General features: G+C 70.7%; 19 protein-coding genes. 6 read left to right on the forward strand and 13 right to left on the reverse strand.

Annotated features, from left to right (window positions below):
• Positions 1-391 precede the first annotated feature (391 nt).
• From ACGFWI_RS12700 to ACGFWI_RS12715, 4 genes are all read right to left on the reverse strand, one after another.
• Positions 392-1,426: an NUDIX domain-containing protein gene (locus ACGFWI_RS12700; protein WP_393905968.1), complete on the reverse strand. Its 1,035-nt coding sequence runs from the start codon at positions 1,424-1,426 to the stop codon at positions 392-394.
• 352 nt (positions 1,427-1,778) lie between these two features.
• Positions 1,779-2,696, reverse strand: a complete 918-nt coding sequence (locus tag ACGFWI_RS12705) for a carbohydrate ABC transporter permease (RefSeq protein WP_393905969.1) — start codon at positions 2,694-2,696, stop codon at positions 1,779-1,781.
• On the reverse strand, positions 2,693-3,604 hold the full coding sequence (locus ACGFWI_RS12710; RefSeq protein ID WP_393905970.1) for a carbohydrate ABC transporter permease: 912 nt from the start codon (positions 3,602-3,604) through the stop codon (positions 2,693-2,695). The genes ACGFWI_RS12705 and ACGFWI_RS12710 overlap by 4 nt, the downstream gene beginning before the upstream one ends.
• Before the next feature lie 43 nt (positions 3,605-3,647).
• The gene (locus tag ACGFWI_RS12715; protein ID WP_393906162.1) at positions 3,648-4,904 is read right to left on the reverse strand and encodes an ABC transporter substrate-binding protein; all 1,257 of its coding nucleotides are present in this window, start codon (positions 4,902-4,904) and stop codon (positions 3,648-3,650) included.
• A gap of 269 nt (positions 4,905-5,173) precedes the next feature.
• On the opposite strand from ACGFWI_RS12715, the gene ACGFWI_RS12720 reads away from it, so the two are divergent.
• Positions 5,174-7,231 (forward strand): NPCBM/NEW2 domain-containing protein, encoded by a 2,058-nt coding sequence (locus tag ACGFWI_RS12720; protein WP_393905971.1) that lies wholly within the window; start codon positions 5,174-5,176, stop codon positions 7,229-7,231.
• Positions 7,232-7,314: 83 nt separating this feature from the next.
• Here the strand turns inward: ACGFWI_RS12720 and ACGFWI_RS12725 are convergent, their stop codons facing one another.
• Positions 7,315-9,621: a protein kinase gene (locus tag ACGFWI_RS12725; protein WP_393905972.1), complete on the reverse strand. Its 2,307-nt coding sequence runs from the start codon at positions 9,619-9,621 to the stop codon at positions 7,315-7,317.
• 108 nt (positions 9,622-9,729) lie between these two features.
• Positions 9,730-10,686: an ROK family protein gene (locus ACGFWI_RS12730; protein WP_393905973.1), complete on the reverse strand. Its 957-nt coding sequence runs from the start codon at positions 10,684-10,686 to the stop codon at positions 9,730-9,732.
• Between the two features lie 141 nt (positions 10,687-10,827).
• Here ACGFWI_RS12730 and ACGFWI_RS12735 point away from each other — a divergent pair, with 141 nt between their 5' ends.
• Positions 10,828-11,868: a LacI family DNA-binding transcriptional regulator gene (locus ACGFWI_RS12735; RefSeq protein ID WP_393905974.1), complete on the forward strand. Its 1,041-nt coding sequence runs from the start codon at positions 10,828-10,830 to the stop codon at positions 11,866-11,868.
• 65 nt (positions 11,869-11,933) lie between these two features.
• Here the strand turns inward: ACGFWI_RS12735 and ACGFWI_RS12740 are convergent, their stop codons facing one another.
• Both ACGFWI_RS12740 and ACGFWI_RS12745 read right to left on the reverse strand, forming a co-directional pair.
• Positions 11,934-12,158 carry a hypothetical protein gene (locus tag ACGFWI_RS12740; RefSeq protein ID WP_393905975.1) on the reverse strand — a complete coding sequence of 75 codons (225 nt, stop codon included), beginning with the start codon at positions 12,156-12,158 and terminating at the stop codon, positions 11,934-11,936.
• Complete coding sequence (locus ACGFWI_RS12745; protein ID WP_393905976.1) at positions 12,155-12,481, reverse strand: hypothetical protein; 327 nt, start codon at positions 12,479-12,481, stop codon at positions 12,155-12,157. The genes ACGFWI_RS12740 and ACGFWI_RS12745 overlap by 4 nt, the downstream gene beginning before the upstream one ends.
• A 72-nt stretch (positions 12,482-12,553) precedes the next feature.
• Here ACGFWI_RS12745 and ACGFWI_RS12750 point away from each other — a divergent pair, with 72 nt between their 5' ends.
• Positions 12,554-13,180, forward strand: a complete 627-nt coding sequence (locus ACGFWI_RS12750; RefSeq protein ID WP_393905977.1) for a TetR/AcrR family transcriptional regulator — start codon at positions 12,554-12,556, stop codon at positions 13,178-13,180.
• A gap of 119 nt (positions 13,181-13,299) precedes the next feature.
• Here the strand turns inward: ACGFWI_RS12750 and ACGFWI_RS12755 are convergent, their stop codons facing one another.
• Positions 13,300-14,610, reverse strand: coding sequence for a DUF6986 family protein (locus tag ACGFWI_RS12755; RefSeq protein ID WP_393905978.1), 1,311 nt, complete (start codon positions 14,608-14,610; stop codon positions 13,300-13,302).
• A 196-nt stretch (positions 14,611-14,806) separates the two neighbouring features.
• On the opposite strand from ACGFWI_RS12755, the gene ACGFWI_RS12760 reads away from it, so the two are divergent.
• Positions 14,807-15,325, forward strand: a complete 519-nt coding sequence (locus tag ACGFWI_RS12760; protein ID WP_393905979.1) for a DinB family protein — start codon at positions 14,807-14,809, stop codon at positions 15,323-15,325.
• Positions 15,326-15,430: 105 nt separating this feature from the next.
• Here ACGFWI_RS12760 and ACGFWI_RS12765 read toward each other — a convergent pair whose 3' ends face one another.
• The 4 genes from ACGFWI_RS12765 to ACGFWI_RS12780 all read right to left on the reverse strand — a co-directional run bounded on the left by ACGFWI_RS12765 (position 15,431) and on the right by ACGFWI_RS12780 (position 18,591).
• Complete coding sequence (locus ACGFWI_RS12765) at positions 15,431-16,393, reverse strand: electron transfer flavoprotein subunit alpha/FixB family protein (protein ID WP_393905980.1); 963 nt, start codon at positions 16,391-16,393, stop codon at positions 15,431-15,433.
• 49 nt (positions 16,394-16,442) lie between these two features.
• A complete protein-coding gene (locus ACGFWI_RS12770; RefSeq protein ID WP_393905981.1) occupies positions 16,443-17,228 on the reverse strand; it encodes an electron transfer flavoprotein subunit beta/FixA family protein in 786 nt (261 codons plus the stop codon).
• Positions 17,229-17,440: 212 nt separating this feature from the next.
• Positions 17,441-17,947 carry a flavin reductase family protein gene (locus ACGFWI_RS12775; RefSeq protein WP_393905982.1) on the reverse strand — a complete coding sequence of 169 codons (507 nt, stop codon included), beginning with the start codon at positions 17,945-17,947 and terminating at the stop codon, positions 17,441-17,443.
• Positions 17,948-18,171: 224 nt separating this feature from the next.
• Entirely contained in the window at positions 18,172-18,591 is a 420-nt protein-coding gene (locus tag ACGFWI_RS12780; protein WP_393905983.1) for a TlpA family protein disulfide reductase, read from the reverse strand.
• Between the two features lie 75 nt (positions 18,592-18,666).
• Here ACGFWI_RS12780 and ACGFWI_RS12785 point away from each other — a divergent pair, with 75 nt between their 5' ends.
• Positions 18,667-19,083 carry a DUF4395 domain-containing protein gene (locus tag ACGFWI_RS12785; protein WP_393905984.1) on the forward strand — a complete coding sequence of 139 codons (417 nt, stop codon included), beginning with the start codon at positions 18,667-18,669 and terminating at the stop codon, positions 19,081-19,083.
• Positions 19,084-19,241: 158 nt separating this feature from the next.
• Entirely contained in the window at positions 19,242-19,958 is a 717-nt protein-coding gene (locus ACGFWI_RS12790; protein ID WP_393905985.1) for a lysophospholipid acyltransferase family protein, read from the forward strand.
• The last annotated feature ends 54 nt before the right edge of the window (positions 19,959-20,012 follow it).

Genomic DNA, 20,012 nt, shown 5'->3' on the forward strand with positions numbered 1-20,012 from the left:
CCGCGGGGGGGGGTTGTGTGGACTGGGGCGTTTTCGCCCCACACCCCGGCCCCCTCCGGCCCGTCCCCTCCCGTGAGTGGGTGGGTGAAACGTGGGTGGGGGCGGGCGTTCGCCGCTGGGTTGCGTGTGAGACACAAAGGCGCACCGGACCACCTGCCGGCACCCCCACCGATGTTTCTTCCCTCCCTCAACGGGAGGGGACGGGCCGGAGGGGCAGGGGTGTGGGACGTAAAGCGCAACAGTCCCACACCCCTGCCCCGGAGGACCGTCACCGCACCCCGACAGCCCCGCGCAGCGGACCGGCCCGCCGCCAGGCGCAACGGCGAGACGAACCACGGCGGGACAGCCGACAACGTGGGCCGGGCCGCAAAGCGCAGCGGAGAGGTGGGCCTCACCCCACGGGAACCCCCGCCTCCAGGTGCAGCGGACAGCCCCGTTCACGGGCGCGCAGCGCCCAACGCAGGCGGTTGAAGCGCACCGGGGGCAGCATCTTCTCGGCCTCGGCCTCGGTGGCGAAGCGCCAGTCGCGCAGTTCGGCGCCGGGCAGCAGCAGTTTGCTGATCCGGTCGTCGGTCAGGGTGCCGCCGTCGTAGAGCAGCCGCAGACCGCCGAAGCCGGGCGGTTTGGGTGCCTCCCAGTCCAGCACCAGGAGCCGGGGCGCACGGGGCAGTTCGATGCCCAGCTCCTCGGCGACCTCCCGTATGCCGGCATGGACGGGCGCCTCGCCGCGTTCCACGATGCCGCCGGGGAATTCCCAGCCGGCCTTGTAGGTCGGGTCGACGAGCAGCACCCGGTCCTGGTCGTCGAAGAGCAGTACGCCGGCGGCGAGCGTCTCGGCGGTCGGTTCGGGTGTCTGCACGATGTCGCAGGCGCCGGCGCCGGTGCGGAGGGCCTCGGCGACCCGCTCGGCGCTCTGCCGGGGCGTGAGCCGGGTGGTGTCCACGACGTGCGCATCGCCCTTGAGCCACGGCAGCGCTTCGGCGTACGGCCCCAGGTGTTCCAGGCTCCACCGGCGCACGGACGCGGTGGCCCCGTCGTCTGCGGAGGTCTCTTCGCGGTGGGCTATGCGTGCCCGCAGGATCGTTTCGTCTGCGTGCAGCAGGACGTGCCGTACGGGTATCCGGCGGGCGGCGAGGGAGCCGAAGATCTCGTCGCGGTACTCCTGGCGCAGCAGCGCCATCGGTGTCACCAGCGGACCCGGGACTTCGGTCAGCAGTGCCGCGGCGGTGTCGACGACCATCCGCCGCCAGGCCGGCAGGTCCTGATAGTCGTCGATCTCCTCGAACCGCTTGGCCGGCAGCATCAACCGCAGTCCGCTGCCGAGGAGTTCGGGGTCGTAGAGCGTGCTTCCGGGAAGCAGGTCGAGCAATTCATGAGCCGTAGTGGTCTTGCCCGCACCGAACGTGCCGTTCAGCCAGACGATCACGGTTTCCCCTCTTCCCTAGACCCAGGTGAGTTGCCCGCCACACCCTGCCACCGAAACGCTCGGGGCCACGGGCCGCGCGCACGACCGGGAACGTTGCTCATTCGACCATCGGCGCGGCCAGGGAGGTTTCACACACCCGGGGACACGCCGGTCGCGAATTGCCTCGCGCGGAGGATGTCGGTCACCGCATCCGCCGCCGCGAAGCCCCCGGCAAACAAGCGCTCCCCCGCCCCTCCAGTACCGAAACCCTCACCCGCATACCGAGTTCCCGGGCCGCCGCCGGCCCGGGAGACGCCGCATATGACGGCGGCCCATCATGCGGCCGCCGGCATGTTCCGCGCGGCCCGGTCCGCTACCCCTTGCTCGCGCCGAGGGTCAGTCCGGCGATGAAATGCCGCTGGAGGAGCAGGAAGACCACAATCGTGGGCAGCGCGACGAGGACGGAGCCCGCGGCGAGCAGGTTGTAGTCCGTGAAGAATTGGCCGCGCAGATTGTTCAGGGCCGAGGTGACGGGGAGTTTGTCGCCGTCGGAGAGGAAGACCAGGCCCCAGAGGAAGTCGTTGTACATCCAGGTGAATTGCAGGGTGCCCAGGGCCGCGAGCGCGGGTCGGCACAGGGGAAGGGTGACCCGCCAGTACTGCGCCCAGACGCCCGCTCCGTCGACGATCGCGGCCTCCAGGATTTCCCGCGGCAGGGTGCGCATGAAGTTGGCCAGAACGAAGACACAGAAGCCGAGTTGGAATGCGGTCTGCACGGCGATGACGGCCCAGAGGGAGTCGTACATCGTCAGGGAGTCGGACATCCAGTACGGCAGTGGAATCTTGTTGAACAGCACATAGAGCGGGGTGACGATCACCTGCTGGGGCAGCAGGTTTCCGGCGGTGAAGAACATCAACAGGACGATGCCGCCGCGGATCCGCAGCCGGGAAACGGCGAAGGCCACGAACGAGGCCAGAAAAAGGGTGAGCAGCACACCGGGGACGGCGATGATGAGCGAGTTGAGAAAGTACTTGCTCATCCCGGAGTCGGCGAAGGCCTGTTGGTAGTAGTCGAAGGAGAGATGGCGCGGAAGGGAGAAGTAGCCGTATTTCGCGGTCTCTTCGTAAGGGCGCAGTGAGGCGTAGACGGCCAGCAGCAGCGGGGCGAGGAAGGCGAGCGAGACGGCGGAAAGGAAGAGGTGGACGCCGAACCGGCCGCGGCGGCGGGCCGGGCCCCTCGGCGCGGGTGCCTGGCGCGGGGCGGGCCGCGCGGTGGCGGCGGGTGCGGTCATCGCTGCTGCTCCCCTCGGAGTTCCTGGACGAGGTAGGTCACGATGAATCCCAGCGAGACCAGCAGCAGGACGACGGCGATGGCCGAGCCGAATCCGATCCGGCTCGCCTCACCGATGATGTTGTCGGTGACCAGCACGGACAGCAGCTCCAGGCCGTTGCGGCCCTTGTTGATGGCGTAGACGATGTCGAAGGCGCGCAGCGATTCGATGACGGTGATGACGCCGACGATGACATTCACCGGGCGCAGGGTGGGCAGCACGACCCGGAAGAAGGTTTGCCGTTCGCTGGCGCCGTCGAGGGCGGCGGCCTCTTTGAGACCGGGGTCGACGGATTTCAGTCCGGCGAGATAGAGGATCATGACATAGCCGGTGTGCCGCCAGCAGGCGGCCAGCAGCACCATCCAGATATTGAGTCCGGGATTTCCCAGCCAGTCGGTGGGATTCCTGCCGCCGATGACGGCGTTCAGTGCGCCCTGGTCCCGGGAGAGGACCAGTTGGGCGATAAAGCCGACGACGGCGAGCGAGAGCACCACCGGCATATAGAGCGTCGACTGGTAGAAGCGGCTGAAGCGGACACCGCGGTCGATGAGGACGGCGAGCAGCAGGCCGAAGGGGGCGGCGACCAGCCCGAGGAAGACCAGCCACAACAGGTTGTGGCGGACCGCCGGCCAGAACTGCGGGTAGTCGGTGAAGAGGTTGTCGTAATTCTTGAGGCCGGCCCACCGGATATCGCCGATGCCGTCCCAGGTGGTGAAGGACAGCCCCACGGAGGCCAGCGTCGGACCCCAGATCAGGGCGAGGTCGAGCAGGATGGGTATGCCCAGCAGCACGCCGAGGACGACGAGGTCACGGCGGGTGTGGCGCCGCGGACCCGGTCGTCCGGCGCGCCGTGCGCGGGTGTTCGGCACGGCGGTTCGCTCCCCGTCTTTCACAGCGGACTTCTGACGGCGCTCACTTGGCGGAAAAGATCTGCTTCTTCTGGCGTTCGATGTCATTGACCAGGCCGTCGATGTCATCCGGTTTGCTCAGGAACTGCTGGATCGCCTGGATCATCACGGTCGAGGCGAAATCGGGCCGGGTGTCGCGGTCCATGAACTGCGATATCTGCTTGGCGCCCGAGACGAGCTGGACGGCCTTCTTCTGCAGCGGGGTGTAGGCGGCGGTGTCCGCGCCGCTGTTGACCGCGACGTTGTTGGGGTCGGACTTCAGATAGATGTCCTCCGCCTTGGGCGTGGCGAGGAACTTCAGCAGATCCTTCGCACCGTCCTTGTCCTTGGCCTTCTTCGACATCAGAAATCCGTCGATCGGCGCCTCGACCGCGTCCTGGCCGTGGGCCGGGTCGATTTCCGGGAAGGGGAAGAAGTCCAGGTCCGCACGGTCGGCGGCGCTGAACTGCTGGCCGGGGTGCGGAAGTCCGAGCACGGTCATTCCGGCCTTCTTCTGTGCGAGGGTCTGTGCGGCCTCCTGCCAGGTGCGGCCGTTGGCGCCTTTTTGGTGATAGGGCATCAGTCCGCGCCAGAGGTCGAAAACATGCTTGACCTGCGGACTGTTCCAGGCCTTCTGGCCGCTCATCAGCGCGATGTGGAAGTCGTAGCCATTGGCGCGCATATTGAGGTAGTCGAAGGTGCCCATCGCCGGCCAGCCGTCCTTGTCGCCGAAGGCGAACGGCACCAGGCCGTCCTTCTGCATCTGCCGGGCGAGCGCGCGGTACTGGTCGAAGGTCTTGGGGATGTCGTACCCCTTCTCCTGGAACACGCTCTTCCGGTGGAAGACGGCCCACGGATAGTAGTAGTACGGCACCAGGTACTGCTTGCCGTCCAGACCCGTCGACTGCTTCTTCAGCGCCTCGGAGAACCCGTCGAAGCCCCGCCACAGATCGCTGATGTCGGAGAGCAGGCCCTTCTGCGCGAAGTACTGCATACGGTTGCCGGCGAACCACATGAAGACATCGTCCGGAGAGCCCTGGAGATAGCGGTTGATGTTCTCCTGGAAGTTCTCGTGATTGACGGTGTTGACCGTCACCGTCTTCTTCGACTTCTTCTCATAGGCCTTGAAGGCCTCGGCGAAGGCCTTCTTCGGAACGGTGTCCGAGGCATTCGAACCCATCGTGATGCCCTTCGGACCGCCGCTGCAGGCGGCGAGCAGGGACGGGAGGGCCACGGCCCCCGCGCCGAGCGCCGCGCTCCTCAGCAGCGTCCGGCGGGACATCCGACGTCCTGCCGCTTCCCCGTACGTATCCGAGCCGCCGAACGATGACTGGACCATGTCCCCCTCCTCAGGGGTGGAACCAAACAGAACCGAACGCGAGTGGTGGGATCTCACTCCGAACGGCAGGTCGAGTCAAGGGTTTTGGCAGGCAAAACAGGAACCGTTACCGCTCCTCTTCCAACAGACTCCAACAAGCCCTACCGTAAACACTCGCACGCGACCGGTACACGCCCCCACCACACCTCTCGCGAAGACGGAGGACGCGAATCATGCGCGTTCATATCCGCACCATCCACCGGCGAGGCCACCGAAGAATCGTCGGAGCGCTTTCCGCCGCCCTGTTGTGTACGGCAGGAGTGACCGCCCTGCCCGCCGCGGCCCGTACCCCCGACGCCCCGGGCGCCGGCACCGCCCGCACCACCCCCGCACCCCGGCTCCCCGACGGGCTCGCCAAGACGCCCCCGATGGGCTTCAACAACTGGAACTCCACCAACTGCCGGGCCGAGTTCAACGAGGAGATGGTCAAGGGCATCGCCGATCTCTTCGTCGCCAAGGGCCTCAAGGACGCCGGCTATCAGTACGTCAATCTCGACGACTGCTGGGCGCTGCCGGCCCGCGACGGGAACGGCAAGCTCGTACCGGATCCGCAGCGCTTCCCCCACGGCATCAAGGCGGTGGCCGACTATGTCCACTCCAAGGGACTGAAATTCGGCATCTACACGAGCGCCGGAATCAAGACCTGCAACCCGGCCGGATTCCCCGGCGGCCTGGGCCATGAGAAGTCCGACGCCCAGCAGTTCGCCGACTGGGGCGTGGACTACCTCAAGTACGACAACTGCAATAACCTCGGCGTGGACGCCAAGCAGCGGTACCGCACGATGCGGGACGCGCTCAAGGCCACCGGGCGGCCCATCGTCTACAGCATCTGCGAATGGGGCGAGAACAAGCCCTGGGAGTGGGCGTCGGACGTAGGGCATCTGTGGCGCACCACCGGCGACATCAGCGACTCCTGGTCGAGCATGCTCGGGATCGCCAAGCAGAATCTGCCGCTCGCCCCGCACGCCGGACCCGGGCACTGGAACGACCCGGACATGCTGGAGGTCGGCAACGGCGGCATGACCGACACCGAGTACCGCAGCCACTTCTCCCTGTGGTCGATGATGGCCGCCCCGCTGCTGATCGGCTCCGATCTGCGCAAGGCCACCCCGGAGACGTTCGAGATCCTGGCCAACAAGGACCTCATCGCCGTCGACCAGGACCCGCTGGGCAAGCAGGCCACGGTGCTGAAGTCCGAGTCCGGCCGCTGGACGCTGGTCAGACAACTGGCCGACGGCGCCCGCGCGGTGGCGCTGTTCAACGAGACCGGACAGCCGCAGCGGATCTCCACCACCGCCAAGGACCTGGGCCTCCCGCAGGCCGACGGCTACCGGCTGCGTGATCTGTGGCGGCACCAGGACACCCACACCACGGGCACCGTCTCCGCGACCGTCCCGGCACACGGCACCACCGTCTACCGCGTCTCCGCCGACAAGCGCTGGGCCACCTACCCACCGGCCGTCGAGACCGGCACCGACCGTACGCCGCTGGTCGAGGCCGGCTCCCCCGCCGGCCTCCGCTCCACCGTCCGCAACCTGGGCGGCACCCCCGCCAAGAACGTCACCGTGTCGCTGCAGGCCCCGCACGGGTGGCAGGCCAGCGCCACCTCCCCGGCGACGGCCCGCGCACTCCCGGGCGGCCGGACCCTCACCACCGGCTGGAAGATCACCGCACCGGCCGGTACCGAGCCCGGCGCCTACGATCTGCCGCTCACCGCCGACTACCGCTCACCCCGCGGCGAGCGGATCACCACCACGCTGCCCGGCACCGCCCATGTCGTGGTGCCACCGCCGTCCGGGACCGCGTACGCCGCCGAACTCCCCTGGCTCACCGCCGCCAACGGCTGGGGCCCGGTCGAGAAGAACACCAGCGTCGGGGAGAGCGACGCCGGGGACGGCAGGCCGATCGGCATCGGCGGCACCGGCTTCGAGAAGGGCCTCGGGGTGCATGCACCCAGCGAGGTGAGCTTCTATACCGGCGGGCGGTGCTCCGTGTTCACGGCCCAGGTCGGCATCGACGACGAGTCCGGCGACCGCGGGTCGGTGGACTTCGAGGTGTGGGCCGACGGCAAACGGGTCGCCGTGAGCCCCTCGGTGACCGGGACGGATGCCGCCGAGGCCGTCAGCGCCCCGGTCGCCGGAGCGCAGACCGTCCGGCTCGTCGTGACCGACGGCGGGGACGGTATCGACTACGATCACGCCGACTGGGCGGACGCCAAGTTCCAGTGCTGAACGTCAACCACCGCTCCTCGAAAGAGAGTTGATGACACCGGGCGGGCCCTCCGCCCGCCCGGACCCAGCACCCGGGAGGAGCGTCAGCAGGTGGGCAGCCCGGGGACGGGCTGGTCGTTCGCCCCGCCCTTGAGGTAGACCACGCTGATGTAGACACCGGAGTTGCCGCTGTCGTCATCGGTCTTGGCCCACCAGACGTTCGTCCACTTCCCGTACGTCTCCCGGTGACCCAGCTTCGCCTGGCAGTAGAAGTAGTTGGTACCCGAGTTGAGGGTGCCGACCTGCTGGAAGGACGGGGTGTACGAGCTCGCGCTGCGCCACACCTCGCAGTTGGCCTTACCGCCGCCGATGGACGCGCACGACGGCCCCTGGGTCGGGTCACCGCCGGCACCGCCCCCGCCGCCCTGGGCGCCGCCCGCACCGCTGCCACCGCCGTCGGTGCCGCCCTGACCACCACCGGTCCCACCTGAACTCCCGCCCGCACCACCGGGCTTGGGGTCCTTGGGCGAACCACCGGCCGAGGGCCGGTCCGAAGCGGACGGCGCCGCGCTCTTCCCGCCGTCCTGGCCCTTGTCCTTGTCCTTGGCGTCGGCCTTTCCGTCGGCCTTTCCGTCGGCCTTTCCGTCGGCCTTGTCGCCGTCCTTGCCGGCGGACGCGCTCGGTGTGCCCGGCCCGTCCGCTGCCCCGGCCGGCGGAGCCGACTGCCGCCCACCGCCCGCAGTTGTATCGCTCGGGCCCCCGCCCACCAGCGCATAGGTCACACCGCCGCCGGCCGCGAGCACGGCGAGCGCCGCCGCCACGGCCAGCACCACCCGACGCCGCCCGCGGGCGGGCAGCCGTTCGGTGTCCCGCTCCCCCGGGCTTCCCGGGTACGGAGGGGCGCCCGTACCGCCCACGGGCGGACCGGCCGTCACACCGGGCGGATCGCACACGGGGCCCGGGGTCGGGAACGTGAACCCGGGTCCTTGGTTCCCGGCGCCGCCCTGAGGGTGCTGCGACGCCGGGGGCGCGGGATGCCCGGCGGGCGCGGGCGGCGGCGTCGATGCCGGTGACGGTGACGGTGGTGACAGCGGCGTGGGTTGGGTCACCGGCGAGCCCTGGGCCCCGGGACCGGAAAGCCAACTGGCCGGCGCCGCAGCCGGGTTGACCGGACGGGCCGCACCCGGGTTGACCGGACGGGCCGCACCCGGGTTGACCGCGTCGCCGGGACCGGACGCCACCGCGCCCGGCTCACCCGGCTCACCCTGCCCGCCGTCGCCCGCCCCCGGGCCGGTCTCCGGCGCCGCGGACGGCGGGGCGACCGCCCGTACATCCGTCGCCGTGGGCAGATACGACGCACCGGGCGTGGGCATCGGCGCGGGTTCGCGGCCCTCCGCGACCGCTTCCAGCAGGCTCCGGGCCTCGGCGGCGGAGGGCCGGTCGGCCGGGTTCTTGGCCATCAGGGCGTGCAGCACGGGGGTGAGCGGCCCGGCCCGCCGGGGCTCGGGGAGCACCTCGGTGACGATCGCGGTGAGTGTCGACCACACCGACGTACGACGGAACGGGGCACTGCCGCCCTCGACGGCCGCATACAGGGTCATCCCGAGGGACCAGATGTCCGAGGCCGGGGTGGGGTCCAGGCCCTGCGCCCGCTCGGGCGGCAAGTAGTCGAGCGAGCCGACCAGTTCGCCGCTGCGGGTGATGTTGGTGGTCGCGCCGTCGCCCGGTGCCTCGATACTGGCGATGCCGAAGTCGGTGAGCACCACCCGGCCTCCCCCAGTGCCTGAACGGCCTGGGCGGTGCCCCCAGCCGTCCAGCAGCACATTCCCGGGCTTCACATCGCGGTGCAGCACACCCACCTGGTGGGCGGCGTCCAGGGCATCCATCACCCGGGCGCCGATCCGGGCGATCTCCCTCGGATCGAGGGGGCCCCGCTGGTCGACGGCGTCGTCCAGCGAGGGTCCGTCCACCAGCTCCATGACGATGACGGGGCGCCCGTCCTCGTCGATGACGTCATGGACGGTGACCACACCGGAGTGCCGGATACGGGCCGCGGCCCGCGCCTCGCGCTGCATACGGGTGCGCAGATCGGCCAGCTCCGGGGCGGAGGCATCGGTGTAGGCGCGCAGGACCTTGACGGCGACCTCGCGCCCCAGCACCTCGTCGACGGCGCGGCAGACCACACCCATGCCGCCGCGCCCGATCCGGCCGGTCACCCGGTACCTGCCGCCCAGCAACTGCCCGGTCAGATCGGCGTCGTTGCCCCGCCGGGGCCCGCTCGCGGCGGCGGCACCCGGCACACCGTGCCCCGCATCGCCGCCGGCGTTCCGCGGGGTGGCACCAGTCGAGCCGGACCCGCCCGCCCCAGGTGCCTCGTCCGCTCCGCCCTGCTCCCGCTCCCCCGGTGTCACCGTCGCCGATCCCCTCGATACCCGTGCCTGTGGCCATCCGCCGTGTACGCCACGGCGCACGTCGCGGTCGGCAACAGACTAAGGGGCGCACGGGGGCTCGTGGTGGCGTCAGGGCGTAGGGACGAAGGCATCGAGACGGGACCGTTGCCCGGCGGCGGCAGCAGCGCCCACCACCCCCGCATCGGTCCCCATTTGGGCCGGTACGACCGTCAGGCCCGACACGAACGACAGCGTCGCATAGTCCCGCAGGGCCGCACGCAACGGGGCGAAGAGGACGTCTCCCGCGCCCGCAACTCCCCCGCCGATGACCGCGATATCGATCTCCACGAGCGTGGCGGTGGCGGCGATCCCGGCGGCCAGCGCCTGGGCGGCTCGCTCGAAGGAGCGGATGGCGACGGGGTCACCGGCGTGCGCGGCGGCGGCGACGGCCGCCGCACTGGTGTCACCGTCGGGACCGGGCAGCCAGCCGTTGGCGAGCGCCCGGCGGGCGATGTTGGGGCCGCTGGCGATCCGTTCGACACAGCCACGGGCCCCGCACGGGCAGGGGTCACCGTCGACATCGACGCTGATGTGACCGATGTGCCCGGCGTTCCCCGTGGGGCCCGGGTGCAACCGGCCGTTGAGGACGAGTCCGCCGCCGACGCCGGTGGAGACCACCATGCACAGCGCATTGGCGTGGCCGCGCGCCGCCCCCTGCCAGTGCTCGGCCGCGGTCATCGCGACACCGTCGCCGACCAGCACGACCGGGCGCTCCCCGACGAGCGCCCGCACTCCGGCGACGAGCGGGAAGTCGCGCCAGCCGGGGATGTTGACCGGGCTGACGGTGCCGGACGAGGCGTCGACCGGGCCCGCGCTGCCGATGCCGACGGCCGCCACCCGCGCCCAGCCGGGCTCCGCGGCCAGCTCGGCGACCACTTCGGCCACCGCACGCATCACCGTCGCCCCGTCCTTGTCGGCGGGGGTGGGCCGGGCGGCCCGTGCGACCAGTCTGCCGTGGGCGTCCACCAGAGCGCCGGCGATCTTGGTGCCGCCAATGTCCAACGCTGCGCTGAGGTCCGTCTGCATCGGTGTGGAATCTCCTGGTGGGCCCGGGGGCCGAGCGTACCGGCCCGGCGTGAGAACGCCAGTCTTCCCTCGATTGACAACGTTGTCTAGAGGCTATGCTCGACGCCACACCTGACGCCGACAGAATCAGGACCGCACACCGTGACCGACACCGCGCGGGGCACCTCCCGCCGCTATGGCACCCGGCCCACGATGAAGGATGTCGCGGCGCGCGCCGGGGTCGGCCTCAAGACGGTCTCCCGGGTGGTCAACGGCGAACCGGGCGTCACCCCGGACACCGAACGACGTGTCCAGGAATCCATCACCGCTCTGGGGTTCCGCCGTAACGACTCCGCCCGGATCCTGCGCAAGGGACGTACGGCCAGCATCGGCCTGGTGCTGGAGGATCTCGCCGATCCGTTCTACGGCCCGCTCAACCGCGCCGTCGAGGAAGTCGCCCGCATCCACGGCGCGCTGCTGATCAACGGCTCCAGCGCCGAGGATCCGGCCCGCGAACAGGAGTTGGTGCTGGCGCTGTGCGCACGGCGGGTGGACGGGCTGGTCATCATCCCGGCCGCCGACGACCACCGCTATCTGGAACCGGAGATCACGGCCGGGATAGCGACCGTGTTCGTGGACCGCCCGCCCGGCCGGATCGACGCGGATGTCGTGGTCTCCGACAACTTCGGCGGCGCCCAGGACGCGGTGGCTCATCTCATCGCGCACGGCCACCGCCGGATCGGCTTCATCGGTGACCAGCCGCGGATCCACACCGCACGCGAGCGGCTGCGCGGCTATCGCACCGCCATGGCCGCCGCCGGCCTGCCCGTCGACGACTCCTGGGTGTCACTGGGTTCCACGGCGCCCGAGTGCGTACGCGCCGCCGCCACCACCATGCTGGACGCCCCCACGCCGGTCACCGCGCTCTTCGCGGGCAACAACCGGGTCACCGTCACCGCCGTACGCATCCTCGGCGAACGCCCGCGCCCGGTCGCGCTGGTGGGGTTCGACGACTTCGAGCTGGCCGATCTCGTCCGGCCGGCGATCACGGTCGTCGCCCAGGACCCGGCACGGATGGGCCGGACGGCCGCCGGTCTGCTCTTCCGTCGCCTGGAGGGCATCGAGGACCCGCCGCAGCGCAGGGAGATCCCCACCCGTCTGATCGCCCGTGGCTCGGGCGAGATCCGCCCTTCGGAGAGCTGAACTCCCCCCGGAGGCGCCGGAGACCCCCGGACCGGCGCGGCTCCGGGGAGTTCCGGGCGGGGTGATCACCGGTCGTCGCGATGCGGGGCGCGGCCGGCCTTCTTCCAGATGAGCACCATCCCCAGCACGAGCACGATCAGCGCGACGATCACGATGACACCCTTGATCGCGGCGTCGGCCAGCAGGTGCTGGACGAGTTCCGACCCGTCGCTCCCGTCGCCCCCGGCTCCGCCCCGGGCGAGGACCTCATACGCCGGGCCGTTGCCGGCCGTCGGACCGCCGCCGGTCATCGGGCCTCACCCCGTCCCGGCTCCCGTTCGCGCTGCCGTTGCCCGCGCCCGTCGTCGTCCAGGTGCCGGGCCGCGGCCCGCACCACCGCACCAGCCACCGACCCGCGTCCCCGGGACGCCCCACCACGGCCCCGCGCGGCGCCCCGGTCGTCCAGATAGCGGCTCACGGCATGAGCGGCGGGTGCCGCATACCGCCGGGCCGCACCGAGCTTCCCCCGGCGCTTGAGGACGAGCGCCACGGCGAAGACCAGCAGGGCCAGCACCACCAGGCCGCCCGCGATCACGCCGAACCGGATGAGAAGAAGGTTCAGGACATGCTCCACGATCACCCCTCCAATCGTTGTATCACAGGTGTGATACAAAACAATTTATCACAGCCGTGATACAAAGGGGCCATGCCCAAGCAGGTGGACCGAGAAGCCCGACGCCGCGACGTCGTCGACGCCCTCTTCCGCGTCGCCGTACGAGACGGCCTCCAGCGCGCCTCCCTGCGCGCCGTCGCCGACGAGGCCCGGCTCAACATCGGTTCGGTCCGGCACTACTTCGCCGGCCAGGAAGAGCTGATGCGCTTTGCGATGCGGTCGATGCTCGACCGGGTCGGCGACCGACTCCAGCGCCGCGTCGACGAGTTGGGCGATCTGGACGGACTTCCCGCGGCGCAGATCCGCCGCTGCGCGGTCGAGCTGCTCTCCGAGCTGCTGCCCCTGGACGACAGCCGGCGTGCCGAGGTCACCGTCCTCGTCGACTTCTCCACCGCCGCCCGGACCCATCCCGCGATCGACGACCTCGCCCAGGAGACCGCCACCGGCACCCGGACCCTCGTCCGCCGCATCCTCACCCGCCTCGACACCGCGGGCGGGCTGCGGCCGGGGCTCACCGTCGACACCGAGACCGAGCGGCTGACCTCCCTCCTGGACGGTCTCGCCTTCACCGCCGTACTGCGGCCCGACGTCCTGGACGCACAGACCTGCGCCACGGTCCTGCGTGCCCATATCGACGACCTCGGGCCGGCAACGGACTGAAGTACGAAGCCCCCGCCGGATCGGCGGGGGCTTCGTGGGGCCTACCTGACCGGTAAGCGGTCACGGCGGCCAACTTCCCGTGCTGCGCGGCACGTTGTACCGAACGGGCCGCTGCGCCCTCAGCCCGTGGAGGCCGGGCGGCCCGCGAGTGCGTCCAGGTCGGCGCGGGTCAGCCCGGTCAGCCGGGCGACCTCGGCGGTGTCCACGGCGCCGCAGTCCAGACCGCGCAGCAGATAGCCGCTGAGTGCCTTGGCGGTGGCGGGCTCGTCCATGACGTCGCCGCCGGCCTTGGCGACGTACGCCGCGAGCCGGGCCGCGGCCTGCTCCAGGCCCTCGCGGTAGAAGGTGTAGACCGCCGCGTAACGGGTGGGCAGATGGGCCGGGTGCATGTCCCAGCCCTGGTAGTACGCGCGGGCCAGCGAGCGGCGGACCAGGCCGTGGTGCAGCCGCCAGGCGGCGTGCACCCGGTCCGTCGCGCCGACCGGCAGGACATTCGTCGAGCCGTCGGAGAGACGGACGCCGGTGCCCGCGGCGGCGACCTGCATCACGGCCTTGGCGTGGTCGGCCACGGGGTGGTCGAGGGACTGGTGGGCGGCGCTGACGCCACAGGAGGCGCTGTAGTCGAAGGTGCCGTAGTGCAGGGACGTGGCACGGCCCTCGGCGGCCTCGATCATGCGGGCGACGGTGGCGCGGCCGTCGGCGCCCAGGATCGACTGGGTGGTCTCGATCTGGATCTCGAAACCGATCCGGCCGCTCTCCAGGCCGTGCGCCTTCTCGAAGGCCTCCAGCAGCCGGACCATGGCGGTGACCTGCTCGGCGTAGGTCACCTTCGGGAGCGTCAGCACCAGTCCGTCGGGCAGACCGCCGGCCGCCATGAGGCCGGTGAGGAAGATGTCGAGGGTGCGGATACCGCGGTCGCGGACGGCGGCCTCCATGCACTTCATCCGGATGCCCATGTACGGGGCCGCGGTGCCTCCCCCAGCCTCCGGCCGGGAGGTGCCCCCACGGTACGCGGCGGCGACCAGGGCGGCGGCACGGGCCGCGGCCTCGTCCTCCTCGGCATCCGGGCGGGGGCCGTAGCCGTCCTCGAAGTCGATGCGCAGATCCTCGACGGGCTCACGGGTCAGCTTGGCCCGGACGCGGTCGTGGACGTCCACGGCGAGTGCGTCGGGGATACCGAGGACGGCGGCGAGCGCCCCGGCGTCGGGGGCATGCTCATCGAGGGCGGCGAGCGCCTGGTCGCCCCAGGAGCGCAGGGTGCCGGCGGCGAAGACATCGCCGGGGACGTAGACCGTGTGGACCGGCTGGCGGGTGCCGGGGTCGCCCGGGTAGCGCCGCGCCAGATCCGCGTCGACCTGGGCGAGAGCGGCTCCGATTCCCTCGCGTACGGTGTCCGCGAGGCTCGTCGCCACGGTCTCCTGCTGCCCCATTCGATACCCTCCCGGTGCGCACGCCCGCCGATCGAGCGCTTTCCGCTTAACGGAATCAACAATCCGTATAGCGAAGTTATCGGCGTCGGTTGCCGAGGTCAACACCCTCACCCGCGGCGGCGCAGGTCACGGGCGTACGGCCGGACTTCGGAAACCCCGTGGCGGGGTCCACCGCGGCGCCGTCAGACTCACCCTCATGACTTGGACCGCACCTTCCATAGAACGCAGAGAACTCCCGACCGTGGCCGGCGAACGGGAGATGCTGCAGGGCTGGCTCGACTTCCACCGTGACACCCTGCTCGCCAAGTGCACGGGGCTGACGCCCGCCCAGCTCGTCGAGGCGAGCGCCGCACCGTCCACCCTCACGCTGCTCGGCCTGGTGCGCCACATGGCAGACGTCGAACGCACCTGGTTCCGGCTGCGCTTCCTCGGCCAGCGGATCAGCGATCTCTACTCCACCGAGGACAACCCGGACGCCGATTTCGACGACGCCGACCCGGCCGCCGCCGAGCGGGACTTCGCGGCGTTCCGGGCCGAGATCGAGTCCTGTGACAAGGCCGTGGCGAACCGCGGACTGGACGAGATCTTCGTGGGGCGCCGGGGGCGCACCCTGAGCCTGCGCTGGATCTACGTGCACATGATCGAGGAGTACGCCCGGCACAACGGCCACGCGGATCTGCTGCGCGAGGGGATCGACGGGGCGACGGGCGCCTGACGGCGCGGCACCCGGCCGGCCCTGCCGCCACAGCACGAGGCCCCGTACACACCGCGCGTACGGGGCCTCGTGCAAGGCCGGAGCCGGGCTCCGGCGGGACGGCGGTCAGCCCTTGCGGGTCTTGACCTCGTCGGTGAGGGCGGGGACGACATCGAAGAGGTCGCCGACCACGCCGTAGTCGACCAGGTCGAAGATCGGCGCCTCGGAGTCCTTGTTGATGGCGACGATGGTCTTCGAGGTCTGCATACCGGCGCGGTGCTGGATCGCACCGGAGATGCCCGCCGCGATGTACAGCTGCGGCGAGACCGACTTACCGGTCTGGCCGACCTGGTTGGTGTGCGGGTACCAGCCGGCGTCCACCGCGGCACGCGAGGCGCCGACGGCCGCACCGAGCGAGTCGGCGAGCGCCTCGATGACCGGGAAGTTCTCGGCACCGTTGACGCCACGGCCACCGGAGACCACGATCGCGGCCTCGGTCAGGTCCGGGCGGCCGGTCGACTCGCGCGGGGTGCGCGAGACGATCTTGGTGGCCTTGGAGGAGTCGGCGACGGTCACCGCGAGCTGCTCGACGGCACCGGCGGCCGGGGCGGCCTCCGGAGCGGCGGAGTTGGGCTTGACGGTGATGACCGGGGTGCCCTTGGTGATGCGGGACTTGGTGGTGAACGAGGCCGCGAAGACGGACTGGGTGGCCACCGGGCCCTCATCGCCGGCCTCGACGTCGACGGCGTCGGTGATGATGCCGGAGCCGATGCGCAGCGCGAGACGGGCGCCGATCTCCTTGCCCTCCGCGGAGGACGGCAGCAGCACGGCGGCCGGGGAGACCGCGTCGTAGGCGGCCTGCAGCGCGTCGACCTTGGGGGCGACCAGGTACTCGGCGAACTCGGGCGCGTCGGCGGCCAGTACCTTCACGGCGCCGTACTCACCGAGGATCTTCGCGGCGTCCTCGGCGTTCGCACCGAGGTGAACGGCTACCGGCTCGCCGATGCGGCGGGCGAGGGTGAGCAGTTCGAGGGTGGGCTTGCGGACGGCACCGTCCACGTGGTCGACGTAGACAAGGACTTCAGCCATGGGATTGCTCTCCTGCGGGAAGAATGAGGGCGGTGGAAAGGGCTGCGGCTCAGATGAACTTCTGGCCCGCGAGGAACTCGGCGAGCTGCTTGCCGCCCTCGCCCTCGTCCTTGACGATCGTGCCCGCGGTGCGGGCCGGACGCTCGGCGGCGCCGTCGACCTTGGTCCAGGCGCCCTCGAGGCCGACCTCGTCCGCCTCGATCTCCAGGTCCTCCAGGTCCAGGGACTCCACCGGCTTCTTCTTGGCGGCCATGATGCCCTTGAAGGAGGGGTAACGCGCCTCGCCCGACTGGTCGGTGACGGACACGACGGCCGGCAGCGCGGCCTCCAGCTGCTCACTGGCGGTGTCGCCGTCCCGGCGGCCGGTGACCTTGCCGTCGGCGACCGAAACCTCGGACAGCTGGGTGACCTGAGGGATGTTCAGCCGCTCGGCGAGCAGCGCGGGCAGCACACCCATCGTGCCGTCGGTGGAGGCCATACCGCAGACGACGAGGTCGTAGCCGGTCTTCTCGATGGCCTTGGCGAGCACGAGCGAGGTGCCGAGCGCGTCGGTGCCGTGCAGGTCGTCGTCCTCGACGTGGACGGCCTTGTCGGCGCCCATCGACAGCGCCTTGCGCAGCGCGTCGTTGGCGTCCTCGGGGCCGACGGTGAGGACCGTGATCTCCGCGTCGTCGGCGGCTTCCTTGATCTGCAGGGCCTGCTCGACGGCGTACTCGTCGAGCTCCGAGAGCAGACCGTCCACATCGTCACGGTCGACGGTCAGGTCCTCGGCGAAGTGCCGGTCGCCGGTGGCGTCGGGCACGTACTTCACACAGACAACGATCCTCAGGCTCACGCCGGCTCTCCTACCTGCTTCGTCTCTTCAGAACTGCCTTGTGCTGGCAGCATAGGCGCCTGTCGGGGCGGCTCCCGGTCGGATGCGGTTCCCCACGCCGACCGCCATATTACTCGCCAGTACATCGACTCTCGTGCCCCGAATCAAGGCCGCTGAAATGTGACCTTGCCAACGGCCCCGACCGGGAAACGACGAACGGCAGCGGGAACCCGTCAGTCCCGCAGCGCGTTGAAGCGGCCTTGGTGATACAGCAGCGGACGGCCGGGCCCCGCGGGGTCGCCGACGACGGGCTGGGCGAGCACGATGCGGTGGTCGCCGGCCGGCACCCGCGCCACGACCTTGCACACCAGCCAGGCCAGTACGCCGTCCAGGAGGGGCACGCCCTCGGGGCCGGTGCGCCAGGACGTGGCGGGGCCGAAGCGGTCGGCGCCGCTGCGCGCGAAGGTGGCGGCCAGCTCCTGCTGGTGCTCGCCGAGTATGTGGACGCCGATGTGCTCGGCCTCCGAGACGGCCGGCCAACTGGAGGCGCCGGTACCGATGCCGAACGAGAGCAGCGGCGGGTCGGCGGCGACGGAGGTCAGGGAGGTGGCGGTGAAACCGACGGGGCGGGAGCCGTGCGCGGTGATCACCGCAACGCCGGCGGCGTGCTGCCGGAAGACCGAGCGCAGCAGCTCGGGGGAGGCGGTGCGGGGCGTGCCGAGGCCGGGCGAGGCCGTCATGGAGTTGTCCTTCTGGTGTGGTGTACGAGCCCGGGCGGAGCCGCCGACGGCCGTGCGGCAGCCGGCAGCAAGGTGTCGTCGCTGCTCACGCACCCGGACAGCGGGCGCTGGCAGTCCGCAGAAGGTCGACGTGGGCGCGTCCGTACAGAAGGGTTCCTGGCCGCATCACGTCAGAGTGACGATTCGTGACCCACAGCGTCAAGGGGCGCCCGCCATCTGGGAGATCAATCACGGACGGCCGCACCCAGCGCAGCGATGACATCGGCCTTCCGGGGCTGTCCGGAGGCGCGGCGCACGATCGCGCCGTCCGCGTCGAGCACCAGCACCGTGGGCGTGCGCAGCACATTGAGGTGGCGTACGAGGTCCAGATGGTCCTCCGCGTCGATCTCGACATGGGCCACCCCCTCGACCATGCCGACGACCTCGGCCAAGGTGCGCCGGGTGGCCCGGCAGGGCTGGCAGAAGGCGCTGGAGAACTGCAGCAGGGTGGCCCGCTCCCCCAGCTCCGCGCCGATCTCGGCGGCGCCCAGCCGCGCCCCGTCGTCCCGCTTGCGCACCGTCGGCCTCCCCTTACGGCGTCGGTGCCACACTCCGAAAGCGCTCGCCGCCGCGAGCACCGCGATGCACACCATGAGTCCAGTCATCGAGGGATGCAGCGTTCACGAGACCGCAAAGATTCCCGGGGCCCTGTGCGACCCGGTCTGCGGGAGAGTGGGGACATGCCTGTCGACACCATTGACGTACGGGGCCCGAGGTTCGGGGCGACGCTGACGACCGTCGTGCTGGCGGCCGTGCTGATCACCGGGAGCGGTCCGCTGCTGGCCTTCCAGACGCTGGTCTTCGCCCTCGGGGCGCTGGCGGGTGTCCAGCACTCGCCCTATGCCTGGCTGTTCAGGGTGGCGGTGCGCCCGCGGCTGTCCGCACCGACCGAGTTCGAGGACGCCGCGCCGCCGCGCTTCGCGCAGAGCGTCGGGCTGTTCTTCGCGGTGGTGGGACTGGCCGGTTACTTCGTAGGGCCGCAGTGGCTGGGGCTCGCGGCCACCGGCTGTGCGCTCGCGGCGGCCTTTCTCAATGCTGCGTTCGGGTACTGCTTGGGGTGCGAGATGTACCTTGTGCTGCGGAGGGCGACCGGCTGAGCCACCCTTCACGTGACAAGAATCTCCCGGCCATGGCGGCCGGCGCGCTGGCCGCCACGGCCGACTTCGGGCACGATCTCCCGAAAGTCGCAGCTACGGCTGCGTAGGTTTCCGCCGGGAGAACCCTCCCCAGGCGTGGAAAAGGGGTCCTCCGGACAATGGCAGAGCTCGTCTATCCGCCGGTGATCGGCGCCGCCCGCACCCTCTTCAAGGCGCTCGATCTGAAATTCGACATCGCCGGGACGGATCACATTCCCCGCCGCGGCGGGGCGGTGCTGGTGAGCAATCACATCGGTTACCTGGACTTCGTCTTCGCCGGACTGACGGCGCGCCCGGCCAAGCGTCTGGTGCGCTTCATGGCGAAGGAGGCGGTGTTCCGGCACAAGGTGTCCGGACCGCTGATGCGCGCGATGAAGCACATCCCCGTGGACCGTGCGCAGGGCATGCACGCCTACAAGCACGCGCTGTCCGCACTGCGCTCGGGTGAAATCATCGGGGTCTTCCCCGAGGCGACGATCTCCGAATCCTTCACCCTGAAGACCTTCAAGTCGGGTGCGGTACGGCTGGCCCAGGAGGCCGGGGTGCCGCTGCTGCCGGTGGCTCTGTGGGGCACCCAGCGGCTGTGGACCAAGGGCCACAAGCGCGATCTGGGCCGTAACCACCTGCCGATAACGATCCGGGTGGGCGAGCCGATGGAGGCCGACCCGGCCGAGCAGGCCGAGAAGATCACCGACCGGCTGCGGGCCCGCGTGCAGGATCTGCTGGAGGCGGCACAGCGCGCCTACCCCGTACGCCCCAAGGGCCCCGAGGACACCTGGTGGATCCCGGCCCACCTCGGCGGCACGGCGCCCGCCGCGCCCGGGAGCGCCCGATAGCGGACCCGGAGGCCGGAGCGCGCCGTCGCCGTCGTGGCGGCGCGCTCCGGCGGC

This window comes from Streptomyces sp. NPDC048434, assembly GCF_043200375.1.
Classification (GTDB): Bacteria; Actinomycetota; Actinomycetes; order Streptomycetales; family Streptomycetaceae; genus Streptomyces.